At 68.4% G+C, this 22976-nt stretch carries 20 protein-coding genes; 6 read left to right on the top strand and 14 right to left on the bottom strand.

Annotated elements, in window-relative coordinates:
- Window positions 1–10 precede the first annotated feature (10 nt).
- From ACFCV3_RS13085 to ACFCV3_RS13065, 5 genes are read right to left on the bottom strand one after another with little or no spacing between them, the layout of a single operon-like run.
- Window positions 11–1162 (bottom strand): Gfo/Idh/MocA family protein, encoded by a 1152-nt coding sequence (locus ACFCV3_RS13085; RefSeq protein WP_376029671.1) that lies wholly within the window; start codon window positions 1160–1162, stop codon window positions 11–13.
- Window positions 1159–2208, bottom strand: a complete 1050-nt coding sequence (locus ACFCV3_RS13080; protein ID WP_376029669.1) for a Gfo/Idh/MocA family protein — start codon at window positions 2206–2208, stop codon at window positions 1159–1161. The genes ACFCV3_RS13085 and ACFCV3_RS13080 overlap by 4 nt, the downstream gene beginning before the upstream one ends.
- 21 nt (window positions 2209–2229) lie before the next feature.
- The gene (locus tag ACFCV3_RS13075; protein ID WP_376029667.1) at window positions 2230–3840 is read right to left on the bottom strand and encodes an extracellular solute-binding protein; all 1611 of its coding nucleotides are present in this window, start codon (window positions 3838–3840) and stop codon (window positions 2230–2232) included.
- 2 nt (window positions 3841–3842) lie between these two features.
- Window positions 3843–4742, bottom strand: coding sequence for a carbohydrate ABC transporter permease (locus tag ACFCV3_RS13070; RefSeq protein WP_376029664.1), 900 nt, complete (start codon window positions 4740–4742; stop codon window positions 3843–3845).
- Window positions 4739–5542 (bottom strand): ABC transporter permease, encoded by an 804-nt coding sequence (locus tag ACFCV3_RS13065; RefSeq protein ID WP_376029661.1) that lies wholly within the window; start codon window positions 5540–5542, stop codon window positions 4739–4741. The genes ACFCV3_RS13070 and ACFCV3_RS13065 overlap by 4 nt, the downstream gene beginning before the upstream one ends.
- A 220-nt stretch (window positions 5543–5762) precedes the next feature.
- On the opposite strand from ACFCV3_RS13065, the gene ACFCV3_RS13060 reads away from it, so the two are divergent.
- From ACFCV3_RS13060 to ACFCV3_RS13045, 4 genes are all read left to right on the top strand, one after another.
- Window positions 5763–6794, top strand: a complete 1032-nt coding sequence (locus tag ACFCV3_RS13060) for a LacI family DNA-binding transcriptional regulator (protein ID WP_376029658.1) — start codon at window positions 5763–5765, stop codon at window positions 6792–6794.
- Complete coding sequence (locus ACFCV3_RS13055; RefSeq protein WP_376029656.1) at window positions 6791–7381, top strand: HAD family hydrolase; 591 nt, start codon at window positions 6791–6793, stop codon at window positions 7379–7381. Before ACFCV3_RS13060 ends, ACFCV3_RS13055 begins: the two co-directional genes overlap by 4 nt.
- Window positions 7382–7484: 103 nt before the next feature.
- Window positions 7485–9104, top strand: a complete 1620-nt coding sequence (locus ACFCV3_RS13050; protein ID WP_376029654.1) for an RICIN domain-containing protein — start codon at window positions 7485–7487, stop codon at window positions 9102–9104.
- A 19-nt stretch (window positions 9105–9123) separates the two neighbouring features.
- Window positions 9124–9903 carry an aldo/keto reductase gene (locus ACFCV3_RS13045; RefSeq protein ID WP_376029651.1) on the top strand — a complete coding sequence of 260 codons (780 nt, stop codon included), beginning with the start codon at window positions 9124–9126 and terminating at the stop codon, window positions 9901–9903.
- A gap of 1 nt (window position 9904) precedes the next feature.
- Here the strand turns inward: ACFCV3_RS13045 and ACFCV3_RS13040 are convergent, their stop codons facing one another.
- From ACFCV3_RS13040 to ACFCV3_RS13010, 7 genes are all read right to left on the bottom strand, one after another.
- Window positions 9905–10690: a hypothetical protein gene (locus ACFCV3_RS13040; protein ID WP_376029648.1), complete on the bottom strand. Its 786-nt coding sequence runs from the start codon at window positions 10688–10690 to the stop codon at window positions 9905–9907.
- A 54-nt stretch (window positions 10691–10744) separates the two neighbouring features.
- Window positions 10745–12022: an epoxide hydrolase family protein gene (locus ACFCV3_RS13035; RefSeq protein ID WP_376029645.1), complete on the bottom strand. Its 1278-nt coding sequence runs from the start codon at window positions 12020–12022 to the stop codon at window positions 10745–10747.
- Window positions 12023–12122: 100 nt separating this feature from the next.
- The gene (locus ACFCV3_RS13030; protein WP_376029643.1) at window positions 12123–14768 is read right to left on the bottom strand and encodes an AAA family ATPase; all 2646 of its coding nucleotides are present in this window, start codon (window positions 14766–14768) and stop codon (window positions 12123–12125) included.
- A gap of 31 nt (window positions 14769–14799) precedes the next feature.
- Entirely contained in the window at window positions 14800–15447 is a 648-nt protein-coding gene (locus ACFCV3_RS13025; RefSeq protein ID WP_376029642.1) for a response regulator, read from the bottom strand.
- Entirely contained in the window at window positions 15444–16571 is a 1128-nt protein-coding gene (locus ACFCV3_RS13020; protein ID WP_376029641.1) for a sensor histidine kinase, read from the bottom strand. The genes ACFCV3_RS13025 and ACFCV3_RS13020 overlap by 4 nt, the downstream gene beginning before the upstream one ends.
- Entirely contained in the window at window positions 16568–18058 is a 1491-nt protein-coding gene (locus ACFCV3_RS13015; protein ID WP_376029638.1) for an alpha/beta hydrolase, read from the bottom strand. The genes ACFCV3_RS13020 and ACFCV3_RS13015 overlap by 4 nt, the downstream gene beginning before the upstream one ends.
- Before the next feature lie 106 nt (window positions 18059–18164).
- On the bottom strand, window positions 18165–18737 hold the full coding sequence (locus ACFCV3_RS13010) for a TetR/AcrR family transcriptional regulator (protein ID WP_376029637.1): 573 nt from the start codon (window positions 18735–18737) through the stop codon (window positions 18165–18167).
- 50 nt (window positions 18738–18787) lie between these two features.
- On the opposite strand from ACFCV3_RS13010, the gene ACFCV3_RS13005 reads away from it, so the two are divergent.
- Window positions 18788–19633 (top strand): SDR family NAD(P)-dependent oxidoreductase, encoded by an 846-nt coding sequence (locus ACFCV3_RS13005; protein WP_376029634.1) that lies wholly within the window; start codon window positions 18788–18790, stop codon window positions 19631–19633.
- Here ACFCV3_RS13005 and ACFCV3_RS13000 read toward each other — a convergent pair.
- On the bottom strand, window positions 19611–20297 hold the full coding sequence (locus tag ACFCV3_RS13000) for a class I SAM-dependent methyltransferase (protein ID WP_376029632.1): 687 nt from the start codon (window positions 20295–20297) through the stop codon (window positions 19611–19613). The genes ACFCV3_RS13005 and ACFCV3_RS13000 overlap by 23 nt on opposite strands.
- A gap of 213 nt (window positions 20298–20510) precedes the next feature.
- Here ACFCV3_RS13000 and ACFCV3_RS12995 point away from each other — a divergent pair, with 213 nt between their 5' ends.
- Window positions 20511–21269 (top strand): carbonic anhydrase family protein, encoded by a 759-nt coding sequence (locus tag ACFCV3_RS12995; protein ID WP_376029630.1) that lies wholly within the window; start codon window positions 20511–20513, stop codon window positions 21267–21269.
- Between the two features lie 12 nt (window positions 21270–21281).
- Here ACFCV3_RS12995 and ACFCV3_RS12990 read toward each other — a convergent pair whose 3' ends face one another.
- Complete coding sequence (locus tag ACFCV3_RS12990) at window positions 21282–22907, bottom strand: ABC-F family ATP-binding cassette domain-containing protein (RefSeq protein WP_376029628.1); 1626 nt, start codon at window positions 22905–22907, stop codon at window positions 21282–21284.
- Window positions 22908–22976: the final 69 nt, after the last annotated feature.

The following is a 22976-nucleotide window of genomic DNA, read 5'->3' as shown; positions in this document are numbered from 1 at the left end:
GTTTGTCGGGTCAGAGTGTGAAGGATTGGTCGATGGCGGTCTGGGGTACGTCGCCGTGGAGGGCTCGGTAGAAGGGGTGGCCGGGGGTTAGGTCGGTGCGTTGGACTGTTGTACGGGTGAGTGCTGAGGCATATAAAGCGGTCACGAACTCCATGGTCGGGCGGGTGCTGGCCAAGGTGGTGTCGTGGGTTCGTCCGGCCAGGAGGTCGTCGACCAGGCGCCTGAGCTGGGCCGCGTGGTTGCTCGGTACGTCGTCGCCGGCCGACGCCGCCCACGGATCGGTGCCGGAGGCAACTAGGTCGCCGGTACGGCGGACGCCCGGGTCGAGCCCGAGGGTCGCGGCGCGCGCCGCGTCGGGGACAGGGGTGAACGTCCAGTCCGTGTCGGAGTATCCGTACAGGTGGTTGACCTCGAGCGAACCGACGGTCGTGTCGATGCGGATGCGGCTCAGTTCGTGTGGCGACAGCAGGCTGTTGATCACGGTCGCTACTGCACCGTTTTCGAAGGTTACCGAGGCCATCGACACATCCTCGAACTCCACCGGCCGATCCAGCCGGACGGCGGTCGCGGTCATCGACTTCCAAGGACCGAGGAGGTGTAGCAGCAGGTCGATCTGGTGGATGCCGTGGCCGAGGGTCGGGCCGCCGCCCTCGCCGACCCAGGTTCCGCGCCACTCCGGATCGAAGTAGCTGACGGGGCGGAACCACAAGGTCTCGCAGACGGCGACCTGCGGCTTCCCCAGTGCACCGTCGGCCAGCAGTGACGCGGCCCGCAGACCTCCCGACCCGTGCCGATGCTGGAAGACGACGTACACCGAGCCGGCGCTCTCACGCTCGGCCGCGGCCACCGCGTCCATCTCGGCCAGGCTGAGGACCGGCGGCTTCTCCAGCAGTACGGACTTGCCGGCGGCAAGGACCTCGATCGCGATCTCGGCATGGCTGCCCGGGGGAGTGGTAACCGAGACCAGGTCCGGATCAGTTGCCGCCAGCAACTCCTTCACGCTCGCGAACGCGGTCCCGCCGAACTGACCGGCCAGCTCGGCTGCGTTCTCCGGCACGATGTCGGCCATCCCGACGAACTCGGCCGGGGCCGCGGCGTACGACCGGGCATGGCTGCGGCTGATGTTGCCGCAGCCAACGATCGCGACCTTCAGGACGCTCATTCGGCGGCTCCGCGGACGACCGCCTGCTGCTGTGCGGTCAGCGCCAGCCGCATGGTCTCGAACGTGTGCCCCTGTGGTGCCGCCGTGCTCGTCCGGTTCCGTACGTCGTTCAGCAGGTCGGGGAAGTACGTCAGCTCCACGTCCGAGCAGTCGATGTACTCCATGCCCTCGTGGTTGACCAGGAAGACGTGGTCGGTGCCCGGCCGCCCGGCGATGTCGACGTACTTGCGCAGCTCGATGTAGCCCTCGGTGCCGAGGATCATCAGCCGGCCGTCACCCCAGGTCGGCAGCCCGTCCGGCGTGTACCAGTCGACGCGGATGTAGCCCTGCGCGTTGGCACTGCGGATCAGCAGGTCACCGAAGTCCTGCAGACCGGGCTTGCCCGGGTTGGCGAAGTTGCCGACCGAGCTGGCCACGACCTCGGCGGTCCGCGAGCCCGTGTAGAAGAGGAACTGGTCGATCTGGTGGGACGCGATGTCGACCAGGATCCCGCCGTACCGGTTCTTGTCGTAGAACCAGTCCGGCCGGCCGGCGCCACCGCCGAGGTGACCGCGGTCGCCGATCCGGTGCGGCCCGAGCCCGATGGTCTGCACCACCGTGCCGATCCGGCCCTCGCGGACGAGCTCGCCGGCCTTGACCGCCGACCGCACCTCGAACCGCTCGGAGAACGTCACCGACCAGAACCGCCCACTCTCGGCGACCGCCTTCTCGATCTCCTCCAGCTGCGCGAAGCTGACACAGCCGGGCTTGTCGGCGACCACGTCCTTGCCGGCGCGCAGGGCGGCGACCGCGATCGGCCCGCGCCGGTCCGGTACGGCGGCCGTCACGATCAGGTCGATCCCGTCCCGGCCGATCAGCTCGGCCGGGTCGCCGGCGACCGGTACGTCGGGATACCGCTCCCGGACCTGTACGGCGATCGCTGCCGCCGGATCGTCGGTCGCCATCGCGACGAACTCGGCGCCGGCGGCGATCAGACCGGCGATCTGACCGTGGATGTGGGCGTGATCAAGACCGACGGCCGCGAACCTGACGGTGTTGCTGCTCAAGACAGTTCCTTTCGAACGTGATCAGCGTGAGGACTGCAGTGCCTGGGCGAACTCTTCGGCGATCTTGTCACCGCCTCCACTCTTCCATTTCTTGACTGCGGCCGCCCAGGCGGAGACCGGCTTGCGGCCCTGGATGATGTCGTTGGTGATCTGGGTGATGTCGGTGGTGAGTTGCGGGCCCTTGCGGACGTTGGTCTCGGAGTACATCCCGGCGACGGGGTCGGCCAGGGCGGTCGGGCAGAGCCGCTTCATCGCCTCGAACTCGGCTTCGGTGTTGCCCGGCTTCTCCGGCAGGAAGATCGTCCACGGGGCGTCCGCCGTGTACATCAGGCCGAGCTGAACCTCGCTGAAACCCTTCTCGGTCAGTACCGGATTGCCGTCGACGACCTTGTGGTGCAGGCCGGGCAGGCCGTACTTGCGGAACAGGTACTCCTGGGTGCCGAACGGCGCCGCGAGGTAGTTCATGTACGCCAGCAGCGTCTCGACCCGGGCCTCGGCCTTCTTGCTGATCGCGGTGAAGCCGAGCGCGGGCGCGCCCAGCCAGACCGGCGCCGCTCCCGAGCCGTCGTGTTTCGGCGGCCCGATGATCGCGATCTCGGCCTCCTTGTCGACCGCGGTCTGCAGGTAACTCGGCCAGGCGCTGAAGGTGTCCGTGACGAGGGCACTGGAGCCGTTCCCGAATCGCACCTTGAGGTCCTGGTTCTGCCCGGAGAACCCGTCAGGGTGGATGTAGCCGGAGCTCCACAACTTCCGGAGTGCGTCGAGGGCTTCTTCCTGCCCCACGTGCTCGAGGGCGCTGACCAGCGACTTGCCGTTCTCGCTCCAGTTGTTCGGTACGCCGTACATGTTCCGGACGAACTGCGTGGGCGCGGACGCCAGCGCGAAACGGTTCTGCCTTTTGTCGGTCAGCGCCTTGCACAACTCGAAGAATTCGTCCAGGTTCTTGACGTCACCCTGCAATCCGTGTTTTTTCAGGATGTCCGCCCGGCTGTACATCGCGACCGACCAGATCGCGCCCCGTGACATCGGGACGCCCAAGATCTTGCCGCCGAAAATGCACGCGTTCCAGGCCGTCTCCGGAATATTCGCCAGGAACGGATATTTCTTGATGTTGTCGCCGGAAAGGTGCGGCGTCAGATCGACGCCCTTGGCCTCCAGCAGCTGGGGCACCTGCGGGACCCCGCCCACCATGAAGATTTCGCCGAGCTGGTTGCCGGCCACCGCGGTGGCGAACTTCTGGTTGTAGTCGACCGACGCCGTCAGGTTCACCGTCACCGGCGATCCGACCCGGCTGTTCAGCTCCTGCCAGAAGCGGTTCTGCTCGAGCTTCGGCGGAATCGGCGTGTTCGTGTAGGTCATGACGTTGATCGGCTTGCCGTCGCCCGGCGGTGTCGTGATCGCCTGCACGGGATTGGCCGGGTACCGCGTGAACGCGTTCGGGATGTTGAACTCCGTGCCCGGCAGATCAGGCTTGACGCCGGTGTACGGCTGGTACGCCGGGCGGACGCCGGCCGGGTTGCCGCCGGCGCCGGTCTGTCCGCCGCGGCCGTCGTTGGAACAACCGGCGAGGCCGATGGCCGCGGCGCCGGCGAGCAGGGTACGGCGGCTGAGCCGCGCATCGTGGTTGGTCATAATCAGCCCTTCACTGCTCCGGTCAGCACGCCCTTGGCGAAGTGCCGCTGGATGAACGGATAGACACACAGGATCGGGACGACCGAGATCATCAGGATCGCCATCTGGATGGAGGTCTGCGGCGGCAGCGCTTCGGTCGCACCGAGGTCCTGGGCGCCGATCTCGACGCCGTTGACCACGTAGGTCCGCAGGACCAGTTGCAGCGGCCACTTGCTGGGGTCGTTCAGGTAGAGCATGGCGCCGAAGAAGCTGTTCCAGTAGCCGACCCCGTAGAACAGGCCGACCACCGCGACGACCGCCTTGGACAGTGGCAGGCCGATGTGCCAGAACATCTTCCATTCCGAGGCGCCGTCGATCCGCGCCGAGTCGAGGACGGCGGCCGGCAGCCCGACGAAGTACGCCCGGACGACGATCACGTTGAAGGCGCTCACCGAGGTCGGCAGGATGACCGCCCACAGGCTGTCGAGCAGGCCGAACTGCTGGATCACCAGGTAGCTCGGGATGAGTCCGGGGTTGAACAGCAGACTGATCAGCACGAGCAGCAGCAGCGGTTTGTTGCCGACACTGCCGCGCCGGCTCAGCGCCCAGCCCAGGGTGCAGGTCAGCAACAGGGCGATCGCCGTACCGACGCTCGTGATGAAGGCGCTCACCAGGAGCGCCTGCGTGACGGTTCCGCCGGACAGGATCGAGCGGTACGCCGACAGGTCGATGCCGTGGGTGGGGAACAGCACGAAGCCGCCGGCCCGGATCACTTCCTCGGGCGAGGCCAGGCTGGTGGACACGACCCCGATGAACGGGACCACGACCACCGCGCAGATCGCGGTCAGGAAGATCGCCTTGACCACCCGCTCGGCCCGGCCCGGCATCGGCATTCCGCCGATGAGTACCTGCTGGCGTTTCATCCGCGGTACACCCCTTCCTCACCGAAGCGATGGGCCAGCTTGTTGGCGCCCAGGACGAGGACCAGCGCGACCACGCTCTTCACCAGACCGACCGCGGCCGACGTTCCCCAGTCGCCGCCGAGGATGCCGTTGTTGTAGACGTAGGTGTCGAGCACCTCACTGACATCGGTGCCGACGGCTTGCTGCTGCAGGATGATCTGCTCGAAACCGACGGTCAGCGAGTCGCCGAGCTTGAGGATCAGCAGCAGGATGATGATCGGTTTCAGGCCCGGCAGCGTGATGTGCCAGGTCTGCTTCCAGCGGCTCGCGCCGTCGACCGCGGACGCCTCGTAGAGCGCCCGGTCGATCTGCGACAGCACGGCCAGGAACAGGATCGTGGCCCAGCCGGTGTCCTTCCACATCACCTGGGACGTGAGCAGCGCGCGGAACGCGTCGGCGTTCCCGATGATGTTGATCGGGTCGTACCCGTGCGAGCGCAGCCAGTTGTTGATCATCCCGGTGCCGCCGAGCATCTGCTGGAAGACCGCGACCACGATCACCCAGGACATGAAGTGCGGCAGGTAGATGACGGTCTGGACGAACTGGCGGATCCGGTTCGACAGCAGGCTGTGCAGGACCAGCGCCACCACGATCGGCGCCGGGAAGACGATGACGGTCTGGATGGCGGTCAGGACCAGCGTGTTCTTGACCGCGTTCACGAATTCCGGGTCGCCGTCGACGACGGTGCGGAAATTCTCCAGACCGGACCACAGGCTCTGCCCGACGCCCAGATACGGCTGGTAATCCTGGAAGGCGATCACATTTCCCCAGAGCGGGAAATAATGGAATGCACAGATGATCAGCATTCCGGGGACCGCCAGTAAAAGGATGGGATAGTCGCGGCGTAATCGCGTGAAAAGAGACACCATCCTCCTTATGGAGGTTGAGGGGAATAAAAAGTGATCGATCCACTTCTGAGCCGGTAGCTAACCGCAGCCCGTGGAGGGTGTCAAGGGTTCGTCGTTCGGCTAGTGTTCTCCGGTGAGCGAAGTGGAGCGGAAACGGCCGTCGACCATTCACGAGGTGGCCCGGCTGGCAGGCGTCTCGCACACCACCGTGTCGCGGTACCTGCAGGACAAGGACAACCTGAAGCCGAAGACCAGGCTCAAGGTCGAGTACGCGGTGAAGGCACTCGACTACCGGCCGAACCTGGCCGCGCGATCGATGCGCACCCGCCGGACCAACCGGCTCGCCATCGTGCTCGCGACCGGCCCGCATTTCCCGGGGCGCGCGCTCGCCGCGGCGGCCGAGACCGCGCACCAGGCCGGCTACCAGATCGAGATCGTCAGCGTCGAGGGCGGTCCCCGGGCCCGGGCGGCCCGCATCGACGAGTTGGCCCGGTCCGGTCAGGTCGACGGAATCCTGGCCATGTCGTCGATCGATCTCAAGAGCGCCAAGTCGTTGAGCGTGCCGCTGGTTCGCAGCGAGAGCCACGACGAGAAGCTGCGGGTGCTGGGAGAGCTGGCCGGAGCAACCGAGGTGCGCGAGATCATCGAGTACCTGGCCGGGCTGGGGCACCGGACTTTTCTGCACGTGGCCGGCGACCAGGAGTATTCCTCGGCCCGCAACCGCAAGAGCGTCTACCTGGAGACGATCGAGCGGCTCGGGCTGCGCTCAGTCGGGGTGGTCGACGGTGACTGGTCCGCCCAGTCCGGGTACGACGCGATCACCGCGCTGCCGGCCGACTGTGGAGTGACGGCGGTGGTGGCCGCCAACGACGTGGTCGCGATGGGCGTGATCCGCGGCGCGCGGTCCCGCGGCTGGGAAGTGCCCCGCGACCTTAGTGTGTTCGGATGGGACGACGAGGCGATGGGTCAGTTCGCGACCCCGTCGTTGTCGACGGTGTCGGTCGATCGCGAGGCCCAGGCCCGTGATGCGATCCACCGGCTGCTCGCGGAGATCCAGGGGAAGCCCGCTCCGGAGCCGTCCGCCCGGACCCTCAACCACGTCATCCACCGAGAATCGACCGCGCCACCACCGCCCCGGGCGGACGGGCGCTCGGAGGCACAATGAAACTCTTCGCCCGATTGGCCACGGCAGGCGCCGCGGCCGGTCTCCTGTTCGCCCTGCCCACCACGGCAACGGCAGCACCGCCGGCCGCCCAGCAACTGACGCAGCACTCCACGCGCTGCTCGGTCGTCTGGTTCGACCTCGGCAACACGCTGGTCGACACCAAGGCAGCCGGGCAGATGACCTGGATGGCGGGGGCGCAGCGCCATCTCCGGCAGCTCCGCAGCGTCGGCGTACCGGTCGGTCTGATCACGAATGTGCCGCCGGAGTGGGGCGCGACCGACGCCGAGCGTGCGGCCGCGACCAAGGCGTACGTCGACGGTCAGTGGGCCGAGGCGGATCCGTTCCCGTGGGCGCTGTTCGGTGACCGCATCCTGACCCCGCGGACCAAGGCCGAGTCGAAGCCGGCCCTGGCCCTGTTCGAGCGGGGGAAGTCGGTCGCGTCCCCGTGCAGATCGTTCTACGAAGGTGAGACCCCGGCCGAGATCACCGCGGCCGAGCAGGCCGGGCTGACCGGCTACCTCACCGGGCAGCCCGACCAGCCCGCCTTCATCCCGTTGTGGCGCGTGCTGTTCCCGGTGAAGGTCTGACGCGGGGATTGTGCGCCTGACAGATCGATGACAGGGTGCGTGATGCATCATGGCTACATCGTTGTAACCACCGTCTCCGCCCCGACGCGTTGGAGTTGATCCGATGAAGCGCCTCTTGCTGTTGCTGATCACCGGCCTGTTAGTGGCCACCGGCCTGGTCGCCGGCCAAGTCCCCGCCGCGGCCCATTTCACCGCTCCGGCCGCTGCTCCGGCCGCGACCGGCACGTTGCTGCAGCCGGCCGGTGCCAGTCTCTACCCGCGTGCCATCCGGCTTCAGCACAACGGGGCTGCGAACGGACGGATCCTGGCGAGCGTCGTCTCGTTCCGCGGAGCCGCGAGCGGCGTCGGCGTGATCCACGAGAGCACGAACAGCGGTGCCAGCTTCGCCGAGGTCGGCGTGGTCGCCGATCCGGAGGCTGCCAACAACCAAGGTCTGTGCTGCGCGACGTTGTTCGAGCTGCCCCGGCAGATCGGCTCGATGCCGGCCGGCACGCTGCTGTGGGCAGGTTCGGTCGGTGCGAACGACCGCCCGATGGCCCTCCGGATCTGGCGGAGCAACGACCTCGGCCGGTCCTGGAGCTACCTGTCGAACTGCGCCACCGCACCGAACGACCGAGGTCTGTGGGAGCCCGAGTTCTCCGTGGCGGCCGACGGCCGGCTGGTCTGTCACTACGCGGACGAGACCGACGGCGTCCACAGTCAGAAGCTGATGGAGGTCCGCAGCGCCGACGGCGTGAACTGGACCGACCGGGTCCCGACCGTGCAGAGCACGAACGGCGGTCACCGGCCGGGCATGCCGGTGGTACGGCAGCTGAACCCGAGCTTCTACGTGATGGTCTACGAGATCTGCGGACTCGGTGGTCAGTACGACTGTGTCGTCCACAAGCGCACCTCGAACGACGGCTGGAGCTGGGGTCCGCCGAGTGATCTCGGGACCAGGCCGCAGACCATCGACGGCAAGTACTTCACGCACACGCCGACCGTCGCGGTCGTCGGCAACAAGCTGTTGCTGATCGGTCAGATCCTGCTCAACGGCAACGGATCGGTTGCCGCTGACAACGGCCGTACGATCCTCGCCAACACCGAAGGCTCCTTCGGCTTCTGGTACGAGCTCGAGGCACCGGTCCAGGTCCCGAACCCGGTCAACCACTACTGCCCGAACTACAGCTCGCCGCTGGTCGGCTCGGCCGACGGAACCCGGGTCCTGCAACTCGCGAGCGACTTCAGTAACGGCGATTGCCAGACCTTCTTCGCGACCGGTTCCGCGACCGGGACCGGGACGGACACCGGCGTGATCGGCGGAGCGACGTACCGGCTGCTCAGCGCCCAGAGCACCTACTGCATGGATGTCGCGGCCGACTCACGAGAGTACGGCGGCCGGATCCAGCAGTGGTACTGCAACGGCCTCGGTCCGCAGAACTTCCAGTTCACTGCCGAGGGCAACGGGTACTACCGGCTGAAGGGCCAGAACAGTCAGCTCTGCGTCGAGGTCACCAAGAACTCGTTCGAACCCGGCGCGAAGATCCAGCAGTTCGCCTGTCAGGACGGCGGCTGGCAGCGCTGGAAGTTCGTCAACGTCGGCCGCAACTACTACCAGATCGTCGGCCAGAACTCCGGCCACTGCCTGGACGTCGCCGGCGGCTCGACCGCGGCCGGCGCCGACCTGCAGATCTGGCACTGCAACAACCTCCAGCCCCAGATCTGGAAGCTCGAGCGCCGCTAGTACGACGTACTGTGGGCGCATGACTTTGCAGATTCCCTCGTTGGGCCTGGGCGTGTGGCAAACCAGAGACGGTGCCGAGTGCGAGCGCGCGGTCGCGACCGCACTCGAAACCGGCTACCGGTTGATCGACACCGCCCAGGACTACGGGAACGAGGTGAGTGTCGGGAAGGCGATCCGCGCCAGCGGGATTCCGCGCGAGGAGATCTTCCTGACCACGAAGTTCCGCCCGCTCCAGAAGGACCCGTACGCCGCGGCCGAGCAGAGCCTGGAGCGGCTCGGACTCGACTACGTCGACCTGTACCTCGTGCACTGGCCGCAGGGTGGCCCCACCTGGGCCTGGCCTGGCATGGAGAAGGCGGCCCAGGCAGGGTTGACCAAGGCTATTGGCGTCTCGAACTTCAGCGCCACCGAGTTGGCCGAGCTGGCCGAGGTCGCCGAGCTCCAGCCCACTCTCAACCAGGTCTACTTCAGCCCGTTCGCCTATCGCCGCGCCCTGCTGGACGCCGGTACGGCGGCCGGCCTGGTCACCCAGGCCTACAGCCCGCTCGGTACCGGCGACCACCTGACCGACCCCACCGTGGGCCGGATCGCGGCCAAGGTCGGCAGGACCCCGGCGCAGGTGCTGATCCGCTGGGGTCTGCAGAAGGGTCTGTCCGTGATCCCGAAGTCGGCCAACCCGGAGCGCATCCGCGAGAACTTCGCCGTCGACTTCGAGCTCGACGACGCGGCGGTAGCCACCCTGGACGCCCTCGACACCACGGGCGGCACCGCCGAGTCCAACGAGAACAAGTGGTGGTGAGTTAGCCGGCCTCGACGCAGGTCGCCGTACCGAAGCCGATCGTCCGGCCGGTGTACGGCGACCTGACCGTCACCCAGACCGTGCGCTCCAGGGTGACGCCCGGCTCGAGCTCCGGCACGTTGTCGGTCCAGCCGACATCGCTGAAGCTGCCGTTGACCGCGGACACGTTGTGGGTCGTCCGCAGGTAGCGCGCGGTGCCGAACACCGGGGTGCCGTTGCTGCTCTTGGCGACGGCGCCGTACTCGTACTTGAGCTCCGTCCCCGACGGCTGCGGCTCGTTGTACTGCGTACCGGCGACCGCGGCCGTGACGGTGTTGGCGTCCTGGTCGCAGGTCAGCGTGACGGTCGTCCGGGTGTCGTAGGCGCAGGACGCGGACCGCTCGGCGAGGAAGTCGCCGTTCAGGTTCTTGACCGTCGCGACGACCTTCTCGGTGTAGAAGAGGTTGCTGCTGATCGGGAAGCTGCGCTGGTAGCCCGCGAGGGTCAGGTTGCCGTTCGCATCCGACTTGCCGGCCACAGTGGTCGTCGTACCGAAGGCCGGGATCCTGGCCGAGGCCGTCGCCGTGGCCGAGTAGCCGGACTCGACCTTGAAGTCGACCTTGACCGGCCAGTTCGCCGCCACCCCACCGACGCCGGTGACGCCGGTGCGGATGGTGTTCGTGGCCGGGTCACAGGTGATCCAGGCACGGAATGCGTTGGTTGCGGCCGAGGCCGGAACGACGGTCAGAAGTGATAGGAGTAGGCCGGCCGCGGCAGCCAGGACTGACGCCAGGCGGAAGTTCTTCATGGTCCCTCCCAGGGATCGAATCGTGCAGATTCGACCACGCGGAAGGGGCCATCATCACCGCAGCGTGCGGAAAGCGGAGCGGAGCTCTCGGCTGAGAAGCTCGGGCTGCTCCCAGGCCGCGAAGTGGCCGCCGCGGTCGACCTCGTTCCAGTGGATGAGGTTGCCGAAGGTCTGCTCGCCCCAGCTGCGCGGAGCGCGGTAGATCTCGCCGGGGAAGACGGTGACCGCGACCGGGACCCGCGGGATCGGTACGGCGTTGAACGGGCCGCCGCCGGCCTGGGCGCCTTCCCAGTACGAGCGGGAGGACGACGTACCGGTGTTGGTCAGCCAGTAGAGCGAGATCGCGTCCAGGATCTCGTCGTAGCTGAGGACCTTCTCGGGGACGCCGCCGCTGTCGGTCCACTCGGCGATCTTGTCGTAGTAGTACGCGGCCATCGCGACCGGTGAGTCGGCGAGTGCGTAGCCGATCGTCTGCGGGCTCTGGTTCATCATCGCGGCATAGCCGAAGCCGTCGCGGTAGAAGTGCAGGAGCCGGTCGTAGGCGACCTTCTCCCGGGGCGAGAGCCCGGCCGGGGCCGCGTCGAAGTTGCGCAGGTGCCGCAGTACGCCGGCCGGTACCGTGCCCGGCATGTTGATGTGGATCCCGAGCAGTCCCTCGGGCTCCTGGGTGGCCAGGACCTCGGAGATGATCGCGCCCCAGTCGCCGCCCTGCGAGACGTACTCCGGGTAGCCGAGCCGCTGCATCAGCTGGTGGAACGCGGTCGCCATCTGGCCAGGGTTCCAGCCGGGCTTCGTCGGCTTGCCGGAGAACCCGTAGCCCGGCAGGGTCGGCAGCACGAGGTGGAACGCGTCCTCGGCCTTGCCGCCGTGCGCGGTCGGGTTGGTCAGCGGGTCGATGATCTTGAGCAGCTCGATGATCGAGCCCGGCCAGCCGTGGGTCATCAGCATCGGCAGCGCGGTGGCGTGCTTGGAGCGGATGTGCGCGAACTGGATGTCGAGTCCGTCGATCGAGGTGATGTACTGCGGCAGCGCGTTGAGCTTGTTCTCCACCTTGCGCCAGTCGTAGTGCGATCCCCAGTACTCGACGAGCGGCCGGAGCTTGGCCAGTTGCGCACCCTGGGAACGGTCCGCGACGGTCTCCTGGTCGGGCCAGCGGGTGGCCTTGATCCGGCGCCGGAGATCGGTGATCGCGGCCTGCGGCACCTTGATCTTGTACGGACGGATCCGCGGGTCACCGGATGCCGGGGTGGCGTGCGCCAGATTCGGCAGGCCGAACTGGACGGCGGCCGCACTCGAGGCGGCGAGGCCGAGGAACTGACGGCGGTCGGTCATGAGGGAGGCTCCTTCTACGCTGGTGGACTGGCTCCTGCCTGTCCACCATCGCCAGCCCGCCACGCGGTCGCCCCAGTGATCACCCTGGGGGACTCCCTGGTCAGCGGGGGAGGGCGTCCCGCAACTGCCGGCGCGAGCTGATCCCGAGCTTCGCGAAGGTCTTCCGCAGGTGCCACTCGACGGTACGCGGGCTGAGGAACAGTTGCGCCGCGATCTCGGGGTTGGTCAGGCCGTCGCGGGCCAGCCCGGCGATCTGCGCCTCCTGCGTGGTCAGGTCGTTCGCCGTCTCGACCGAGCGTTTCCGGACCGTCTCGCCGGTCGCGAGCAGTTCGTGCCGTGCCCGCTCCGCGAAGGCCCCGAGCCCCAACGCGGTCAGCGCGTCGTACGCCGTCCGCAGCTCGCCGCGTGCGTCGGCGCGACGGCCTTCGCGACGCAACCATTCGCCGTACAGCAGCCGGCTGCGCGCAGCCTCGCCCTGCAGGATTGTGCGGTCGAGGCACTCGATCGAACGCCGGTACTGCGCTTCGTCCGCATCCCGCAGAGCCCGCACCCGCGCCTCGATCCCACGACTCCAGTCAGTCGGTACGGCGGTCGCCCGCTCGCTCAGCCAGGTGAGGGTGGACTCGACCAGCTTGCTGTCGCCGGTCCGGGATGCGGCTTCGCCGAGCTCGCCCGCGATCAGAGCGCCGTACCCGATGATGTCCTGCTCGAAGACCCACTGGGCCGCGTCCCGGGCGAGGTCGTAGCGGCCGAGCCCGTTGTTCAGCACAGCCTCGGCGTACCGGCTGAGGACACCTCCGGTGCCGGTCACCTCGGTGCCGCGGAAGGCGGTGACCAGCAGGCCGCCGTACTCGACCGACCGGTTGCCGGTGGCCGTTGCGATCCGGCGTTGCTCGTCGACCATCCGCGCAGCCTCGGCGAGCTCACCCGACAGGCAATGCAGAGCCGCGCCGAAGTCCAGCGCGAACTGCAGGCGCAGCAAGGCGCCGGTCTGCCGGGCGAGCCGTTCCTGGCGGGCGACCAGCCTGCGGGCGCTCTCGAGGTCCCACAGGTCGATCGCGATGATGCCGCTGGCCAGGTGCCCGGTCGGCTGGTCTGTGTGATCGCGCAGTTCGGTCGCGATCGCCTTGGTCAGTCCGGGCACTGCCGCGACGTAGCCACGGGTGAACCGCGCAGCGAGCGCCTGGAGGAGCGACTCCGCGGCGCCGGTCGATGCCGGATCCGACGCGGCCGGGCCGATCGGCGGCGGTACGGCGGCCGCCGCCTCCGCGACAGTGCCGGTCGACTCGCGGCCCGCCGCCCAGATGGCTGCGGTCAGCGCGGCGAGCTGGGTGCTCTGGGCGAGGTCGGGTTTGAGCGGTTCGAGCTGCCGTGCAGCCTCAAGCAGCGTGGCGGCCGCCTCGTGGCTGCGGCCTTGATCGAACTGGATCTGGCCGCGTAACCGCTGCGCCAGCGCAGATCGGAGCTCGTCCGGCGGCCCGTTCTCCAGCTGGTCGAGGAGACCGAGCGCCGTGTCGAGCGCGCCGCCGGCACACCGTGCGGTCGCGGCGGCGAGCAGGCGTTCGGCTCGCAGATCGGGATCGAGGGTCAGCTCGACCGCCCGCTCGAGGAAAGCACCGGCGGCGAAATGCCCGCCGCGTTCCCGGACACCGGCCGCGGACCGTTCGAGTTCGGCGGCGACGTCCTCGTCGGGAAGCGGGGCGGCCTGGGCGCGGTGCCAGGCGCGACGGGCCGGGTCGCGATCCGGATCGGTCACCTCGGCCAGCGCCCGATGAGCGGCCTGCAGCTCCGACGCGGCCGCAGTCCGGTACGCCGTCGAGCGGACCAGCGGATGCCGGAATCGGATGTGGGTGCCGAAGGTGATCAGCCCGGACTCGAGTGCCGCGGTGGCTGCGTCCGCGCCGAGCCCCAGGCGCTCAGCAGCGCGCCAGAGCAGGGTCGGATCACCGAGCGGTTCGGCGGCCGCCAGTGTCAGAAGTTGCCGGGCGCCGGTCGGCAGCGCATCCAGGCGTTGTTCGAAACTCTGCTCGACCAGCGACGTGCGGCCGTCGGTCTGTCCGACCCCGGTGTGCGGGAGCTCGAGCAGCGCGAGTGGATTGCCCTGCGCCTCGGCGATGATCCGGTCCTTGACCCGCGGATCGATCAGCCCGGGGACGGTCGACTCCAGCAGGGTCTGGGCGTCGGCGCGGTCCAGGCCGCCGACCTCCAGTTCGCGCAGTCCGGTGAACCCGTGGTCGAAACCGTTGCGGACGGCAACGACCATCACCACCGACTCGGCGTTCAGCCGGCGGGCCACGAAGGCGAGGATCAGCTCGGACATCTTGTCGAGCCACTGCGCGTCGTCGATCACACAGATGAGCGGCTGGTCGGCGGCCGCGTCGGCGAAGAGGTTCAGGACCGCCAGCCCGACCAGGAACGCATCCGGCGTCGGTCCGCCGGCCAGGCCGAACGCCGTACCGAGGGCTTCGGCCAGTGGGGCCGGCAGCCGGTCGAGGCGGTCCAGGAACGGCCGGCAGAGCGGATACAGACCGGCGTACGCGAGCTCCATCTCGGCCTCGACCCCGGCCGTCCGGGTGAACACGCAACCGCTGGTCCGCGCCTCCATTGCCGCCAGCAACGCCGTCTTCCCGACGCCGGGCTCACCCCGCAGCACCAGGACCGCGCTGCGGCCGCCGCGGGCCGCGTCGACCAGGCGGTCCAGCTCAGCGCTCTCCGGACCGCGCCCCACGAGCTCTGCTCCGACCACGAAGGCATCGTACTGACCAACTGTGAAGATGTTATTTGACCAGCCCGGATTCCCAGGCCCAGACGGCGACCTCGGTCCGGTTGCGGGCGGTGATCTTGCGCTGGATCGCGGTCAGGTGCGACTTCACCGTCGACAGCGAGATCAGCAGCTCCTTGCTGATCTCGGCGTTGGTCCGGCCGCGGGCGACCGCCATCGTGACGTCGAGTTCGCGTTGGGTGAGCGCCGGTACGGCGGGGCGCGCCTTCCCGCTCGGACCGCTGAACTGGGCCAGCAGCCGGGTCGTGATCGACGGGGACACCAGGGACTCGCCGTTCGCCGCCGCATGGACAGCCTCGACCAGGAGCCGAGGCCCGGCGTCCTTCAGCAGGAATCCACAGGCACCGGCACGAAGGGCCTCGTGCACGAGTTCGTCCAGATCGAACGTCGTCACGACCAGCACCCGCAACGGGTTCGCGACCTCCGGACCGGCCAGGATCCGGGTCGCGGCCAGGCCGTCGACGAGCGGCATCCGGATGTCCATCAGCGTCACGTCCGGCCGCAGTTCCTGGGCGAGGGCAACGGCCTGTCTGCCGTCCGCCGCCTCACCGACCACCTCGACCCCGGGCTCACGCTCCAGAATCAGCCGGAACCCGGTCCGGACCAGAGCCTGGTCATCGGCCAGCAGCACGCGCAACGTCACGAAACCTCCTTCGGCAGGGGGAGCTCGGCGAGCACCCGCCAACCACGCTCGCCGTACGGCCCGGCGGTCAGTCGCCCGCCGAGTGCCTCGATCCGCTCGCGCATCCCGATCAGTCCGTAACCGCCCTCGGTACGCCGGGCGCGCGCGAGCCCGTCATTGTCGATCGTGACCCGCAAGTGGCGGCCCTCGACAACGACCGCGACCGTCACGTGCCGAGCCTCGGGTGCATGTTTGGCGACATTGGTCAGCGCCTCCAGGACGACGCGATGCACGGTCGAGACGGTTGCCGGAGCCACGGCCAGCTCGTCGAGGCCGGGAGCCAGCTCGAGCAGGACCCGATCGTTGCCATCGACAACAGACTCGATCGCCTCGACCAGGCCACCGGTCGTGACCGGCGGGGCGTCCTCGGGACTACGCAGTACGCCGACCAGCCGTCGTACCGCGGTCAGCGCTTCTGATCCGGCCTGCTCGATCTCGCCGAGCATCTCGTGTTCGGTGCTGTCGGCAAGCACCACCTGGGCCGCCTGGGCCCGGACGACCACGCCGGTGATGTGGTGCGCCACGAGGTCGTGCAGTTCTCGGGCCAGGGCGAGCCGCTCACGGTTCCGCGCCTCGGCCAGGGCGGCCTCGCGGCGGGTGACGCTGTCGCGCAGCATCAACCCGACCGCCACCGCGATACCCCACAGGATCGCCCAGAAGATGGCGACAGTGAGTCTCAGCTGGTCGTCGCCGTACCGCAGCAGGGGTGCGACGACCATCGCCGACCCACCGAGTACGGCGAGGGCGCCCGCCTGGACGGAGACGAGCCGGTGGCAGCAGGCTCCGATCAGGAGCGCCAGCCCCGTGATCTCGCAGTCACCGCCCAGCGGGGCGGACGGCGTGGTGAGCCCGCCGATCCCGCTGCACGCCAATGAGATGGCGATCGCGACGGTCGCGAGCTGCGCGGTCCGGCCGGGGTAGCGACGGCGCAGCAGCGCGAGCGCGCTGACGACCAGGCCCGCCGAGTAGTAGAGAATCTCGCCGGGCTGGGTTCCGTCCAGGATGATCCGCCGGACCGCTTCGTCGAGGTTCAGTCCGACGACGAGCGCGATCTCGGCGATCATCAGGGCTCGGGAGCGTGTCACCGAGGCGCCGCCGCAGCCGAGCAGGTGTAGTCGTGCGCCGGGCGGATGCCAGTGGTCAGGAACGTCGTCACCGGATAGTTCGCGCACCGGTTCCGGCCGAACAGGTAGACACCGTGACCGCCTTCATCGGCCGTGACCATCGTGGCCCGCTGCCCCAGGGCCCGCCGCATCTGCCTGGCAGCGGCCAGGGGAGTGGCGGGATCGCGGAGGTTCTGCACCATCAGCACGTTAGCCGGACCGTTGTCGCTGACGCGGACGGGTGCCTCGATCGCGTCCGGCCAGTAGGCGCACGGCTGGATGTTGGCCCCGGCCGCACCGAACAGCGGATAGCGAAGGCGATCGACGGCGACAGCGCGCTGGTAGGTCTTCACCGAGGTCGGCCAGCGCGAGTCGTTGCAGATCATCGCGTACCGGCCTGAGATGAGCTGGTCCGCACCTTCAGCGACACTCTGGGAGTTGCCGGGCGGCGGAGGTGGCGGCTGGTTCGCGGCCAGCGACTTCCACACCTCGGCGAGCATCGGCATCTGGGCGGCGCCGTACAGATAGCCGAAGGTGATCAGCCGGAGCACGGCTCCGTCCCACACCGTGTCGGGTGCCACCACCGGCTTCTTGTCCAGCCGCGCCGCAAGCTCGTGGTACTTCGCGGTGACCTGAGCCGGCGTCCGGCCCAGCCCGTACTCACGGAAGTTGGCCGCGACGTACGCCGCGAAGTCCGGCAGCCGGTCCTCGACACCCTGCCCCCACAGTCGCTCACTGGGATAGTCCCAGCCGCCCGGCGGGAGATTGCTGTCGAGCACGATCCGGTCGCTGCGCTCAGGGAACAGCGTCGTGTAGACCGCCCCGAGGTGCGTCCCCCACGAAGCACCGAGGTACGACGCCTTCGCCTCGCCCAGCGCGCTGCGGATCTGATCCAGGTCGCGTGCGGTGTTGGCGGTCGAGATGTGCGGGAGCAGCGCGGACGTCTTCGAACTCCAGCACTGCTTGGCGATCTGCTGCACCTTCGCCGCCCGCTCGGCGACGTCGGCCGCGGACTTCGCGTACGGCGGGATGTTGCCGTAGAGCTGCTGTTCCGCGGTCAGGTCGCAGGTCACCGGCGTACTGTGCCCGATCCCGCGAGGGTCGAACCCGATCACGTCATAGCTGTCGAGCACGCTCTGCGGCAGTTTGGCCGCCACGAGAGTGGCCGGATAGCCGAGTCCGGCAGAGGGTCCGCCGGGGTTGACCAGCAGCACCCCGCGCCGCTGGTCCGGCTGCTTGCTGGCCAGCCGGGAGACCGCGATGTCGATCTTCCGGCCGGACGGATTGCGGTAGTCGAGGGGCACTTTCAGGGTCGTGCACTGCATTCCCGGTGGAACGGGTATGCCCGGCGACATATCCGCCGGGCACGTGCCCCACTTCAGATCTGATGACTCTGCCTGCGACGTACCGGGGACCAGCGCCGTCACCACGGTGGCGGCGGCAAAGGCCGCGCCCAAGGTCTTCCGCATCTCGAATTCCTCCCGAGCGTTGTGGACGACCCCAACCCTTCCGGCCGGCTCGCCGTTCCACATCGCACGCCCGGCCACTTCGGACCCGGCCAAAAGTACGAGACGCCTATCGGAGGGCCCGGACGGCGAGGTCGGTCAGAGTGTCGGCGTAGGCCTGGTCGAAGGGGTGTGTGCGCAGGATCCAGCGGTGGTAGATCGGGCCGAAAATGATCTCGACGGCGACGTCCAGGTCGATGCCTTCGGCAACCTGACCCGCTTGCTGTGCTGACTCCAGCCGCCGCTTGGTCGCGGCCAGTTGGGGTCCGAGCACTCGGGTGATCACCTGGCGGCTGAGCTCCTCGTCCTGCTGCATGTCGATCATCAGCGCGCGCAGGGTGGCGGAGTTGGCCTGGTCGGCGAACTCGTCGACCGTGGCGCGCAGGACCAGGCGGAGGTCGGCGGTCAGGTCACCGGTGTCCGGCCACTCGACCTCCGGCTGGTCCGCGACCAGCGCTTCGAGAACGACCGCGCCCTTGGAGGACCACCAGCGGTAGATCGTCTGCTTGCCGACGCCGGCCCGCGACGCGATGCCTTCGATCGAGGTCTTGGCGTACCCGAGCTCCGCGACGGCCTCGGTGGCGGCAGTGAGGATCGCCGTCCGGGCTCGATCGGAACGTCGACGCTGGTCTGGACTTTGCATGAACGAGACGATACGGTTCGTCTCGTTGAGATTCAAGTGGAGGCAATCAGATGGCACTGTGGTTAGTCACCGGGGCTGGGCGTGGGCTGGGTCGGGCGTTTGCGGAGGCGGCGCTGGAGCGTGGTGATCGGGTAGTCGCGACGATCCGCCAGGACGGCGTACTGGACGACCTCGTCAAGCAGTACGGCGATCAAGTCGTCCCGCGTCAGCTCGATGTCGCGTCGGCTGCTGAGGTGAGCCGGGTGGTGGCGGAGATCGTCGAGACCGTCGGTACGCCGGATGTGGTGGTGAACAACGCGGGCTACGGGCTGGTCGGTGCGATCGAGGAGTTGTCCGAGGAGGAGATCCGGGCGCAGTTCGACGTCAATCTCTTCGGTGCCATCTGGGTTACGCAGGCCGTGCTTCCGCATCTGCGAGCGCGTGGATCCGGCCGGGTCGTGCAGGTTTCGAGTGTTGGTGCGGTCGGGCATCTGCCGTTGTTCGGTGCGTACAACGCGACCAAGTGGGCGCTCGAGGGATTGAGTTCGGCGCTGGCCGCGGAGGTCGCGCCGTTCGGGATCGGTGTCCACCTGTTGCAGCTCGGCGGGTTCGCCACCGACTGGGCCGGCTCGAGTATGCGCTTCACCATGGCGAACCCGGCGTACGACGGCACTCGCGAGGGGATCCTCGGCATGCCGGGCTACCCGACGCCGGACCTGGTGGCGGCCGCGGAGCCGTCGACCGACGAGTCACCCGCGGTCGCCGCGCAGGCTCTGCTGGCGTTCCTCGACGAGCCGGAGCCTCCGCTCCGCAAGATCATCGGGAACGGCGCGCACGACATGGTGCGGATGGCGCTGGAGTTCCGGCGTGACGACTACCTTCGCGATCCGGCGTTCAGCTGGCCCGCAGGATCATGAACGGCGGCTTGTCGGCCAGTTCGATCGGCACCTCCCGCCCACCCGGCACAATCCGCCGTACGGTGTCGTAGCCGGCGGCGTGCAGGCCCTCGATCAGTACGTCGGTCGCCCAGCTGCCGGACTGGAAGCTGAAGCTGCCGCCGTCGTAGAAGATCGTGGCCTCGTACGGCTGGCGGCCGTCCACCGCAGGCCCGTTCGGGTGCTGCTGCACGCCGTACTGCGGGTCCTGCGTGCTGAGCACGTCCCAGTCGGCGTCCGCGTTGGCAGTTACGAGCAAGAGGTCGTCACCGGCGACCGCGAACCCCTTGAGCATGGCGTCCAGGTCGGCTCGTGTCTCCGCATGGTTCACCAGCCACATCGCGGTGACGAGGTCGAAGCGGCCGTCCTGCGCGCCGCGCGTCGCATCGCCGAGCAGGTACTCGATCTCGCCGGGTACCGACTCGGCGATCGCGATCATCTCCGCGGACAGGTCGACCCCGACCACCCGGTCGGCTCCTTGCGCGGCCCACAACCGGCTGTAGAAGCCGGTCCCGCAGCCCACATCGAGCACGGTCCGCCCGGCCAGCCCGCCGACCTCCGCGAGTACGACGTCCTGCTGGAACTGGCCGGCGACGGACAGATTCCATTGGTCGTAACGGCCGGCCAGCGTCGCGTACGTCTCCATACCGTCCCCCTCGTTGCCTGATGCATCGAGTCTGCCAGCCGTCGTGCGACGGTTGCCGGGAGTGGACCGGACGGACCCGACACCGGCCCCTTCGGGCAGCTCCCAGGGGCCCGAATCCGGGGGTGTTGTCATCCTCGTCAGGGACCAGGCAGATACTGCTGCAGGCGACCGGATGAGGCCGGCCGCCTCGATGCCACAGTTCGGAGTACATCAATGCCCGGTTTGTCCCGGCGTTCCGTTCTTTTCGCCGTACCAGCCGCTGCCGCCGCAATCGCGTCCCCAGCCCTGATCAGCAGAGCGACCGCCTCCACCCCACACCAGAGCCCGATCGACATCCACCGGCAGGGCGCTGTCGTCAGTCCCCATCTGCCCGCACTGCACGTGCACTACCCGCACTCGCTCGATCTCGACATCCGTTACGAGAGCAAGGACCAGGGCCAGCCGGACGGCTGCGAGCACCGCACCGCCGAAGAGACTGTGCTGGCCGAGATCCCCGAGGGCGCCGCGTGGGTGACGCTCGCCGGCGTCCGCTACAACCTGGCCAACTTCCACTTCCACACCCGCTCCGAGCACCGGCTCGACGGGCACCAGTTCCCGCTCGAGCAGCACTGGGTCCACCTCGGCCCGAACGGCGAGCGCCTGGTGATCGGCCAGTTCATCACCACCGGCGGTCACGGCGGCACCCTCCAGGACCAGGCCCTGGCCACCGTTCCCGAGGAGTGCGCCGAGGACGTCCGCCTGCACGGCGCCAACCTGGCCGCGGCGCTTCCGACGGACCTCTCCACCTTCCGGTACGACGGTTCGCTGACGACCGCGCCGTACTCGGAGCCCGTCTCGTGGCTGGTGCTGAAGCACATCCGCGAGATCAAGGCGTCCTCGCTGGCGCACTTCCAGTCCCGCTTCCCGGACGGCGACAGCCGCCCGTTGCAGGCGCTCAACGGGCGGACCGTCCAGTACCGGCCCCAGCACTAAGCACTGGTTGATTCAGAGGCGTTGCTCGGGCCAATCGGCCAGGTCGCGGAGAAGCTGCCGATCGTGGGTGGCGATGACGACTGCGGCCGATGTGGTCCGCAGCGCCTCGGTGAGCTCGTCGACCAGGGCGATCGACAAGTGGTTGGTCGGCTCGTCCAGCAGTACGACGTGCGGCCGGGCGGCCAGCAGCACCGCCAGATCGAGGCGGCGCTGCTGGCCGATCGACAGTTCACCGATCGGCCGGGATGCCTCCCGCGAACCCAGCAGCCCGAGCTCACTCAGCGACACTTGCTCGGACTCGGCGAGCTTGCCCGTACTGATGAGCCGGCCGACCGCTGCGTCGTACACCTCATGTGCACGGCGAGCGGACGGTTCCGGCGACTCCTGACTCAGCAACCCGATCCGGACGTTCGGTCCGTGCTGAACCACACCCGTTGCCGGAGGCAACTGACCGGCCAGGAGTGACAGTAGGGTCGATTTGCCCGCACCATTCGGACCGGTCACGACGAGCCGATCACCCGACTGCAGCAGCACCGATCCGACCGGTTCGAGCCGGCCCGGTACCCCGGCATCGGTGGCCTGCACCAGCGTCGCGCCTGGCCGCGAACCGAGCTCCGGCATCCGGAACCGCATCGGCGGCCGGGGGACCGCGATCACATGGGCGTCGAGATCCTCCTGCCGACGATGCACCGCCCGCACCAGCGCAGGCGCACGAGTCGCCCGGACATGTTTGCCCGTGCCTTTGGGCGGACGCCAGCCAGTGGACAACCGGTTCTGTGCGGTCGACAGGTCGTTGGCAAGTTGCTGGCGTTCGGCGACCTGAGTTCGGTACTCGTCCTCCCAGCGGTCACGTTCAGCCGCCCGGCCGTCCTGGTACCCGCGGTAGCCGCCGCCGTACGTCCGAGGCAGGTCATCGCTGGTCGGATCCAGATCAAGAATCGCCGTGGCGACATCCGAGAGCAGGGCACGGTCGTGGCTGACCAGAACCACGCCGCCGGGATGCGCTTGCAGCTGTGCGGTCAGATACGCGAGACCGCCCGCATCCAGGTGGTTGGTGGGCTCGTCGAGCAACAGCAGTTCGTGCCCGGCGCCCAGCAGACAGGCGAGCCGGATCCGGTACCGCTGCCCGACCGACAGCGTCGACAACACGCGACTCCGATCGTCGATCGCACTCAACGCAGCGAGCGCGATATCGACCCGCCGATCGGCGTCCCACGCATCCAACGCCTCAGCGACTGCGAGAGCATCGGCGTACTGATCGTCCGCGCCAGGCCGCTGCTCAGCAAGCGCCGCAGCCGCAGCATCGAACGCCGCCAAGGCAGCGCGAACATCGGTCAACTCGACATCGATCAGATCACCGACTGTCCGGTCGTCGCCGACCGGCATCTCCTGGTCGGCGATCCCGATCCCACCAGTACGGCGAACCTCACCGGAATCGGGAACGAGCCGCCCGGCCAGGATCTGGAGCAACGTGGTCTTCCCGCGACCGTTCTCGCCAACCACCCCGAGCCGATCCCCGGCCGACACAGTCAGATCAACCCCGTGCAGAACGCTGTGACCGCCCCGAGCGATCCCGACCCCGCTAGCCGTCAGGTGCGCCCGGGCACGCGTAGGCAGAACAGTAGTAATGCTGGACATACTTCCTCCGAAGCGAACCCAGGCAGAGCTCGGCCAGGGTTCGATGACATGGGTGAACAGCGGACACAA

It is taken from the genome of Kribbella sp. NPDC056345 (assembly GCF_042262745.1).
Classification (GTDB): Bacteria; Actinomycetota; Actinomycetes; order Propionibacteriales; family Kribbellaceae; genus Kribbella.
This window is presented reverse-complemented; position numbering and strand designations above follow the sequence as displayed.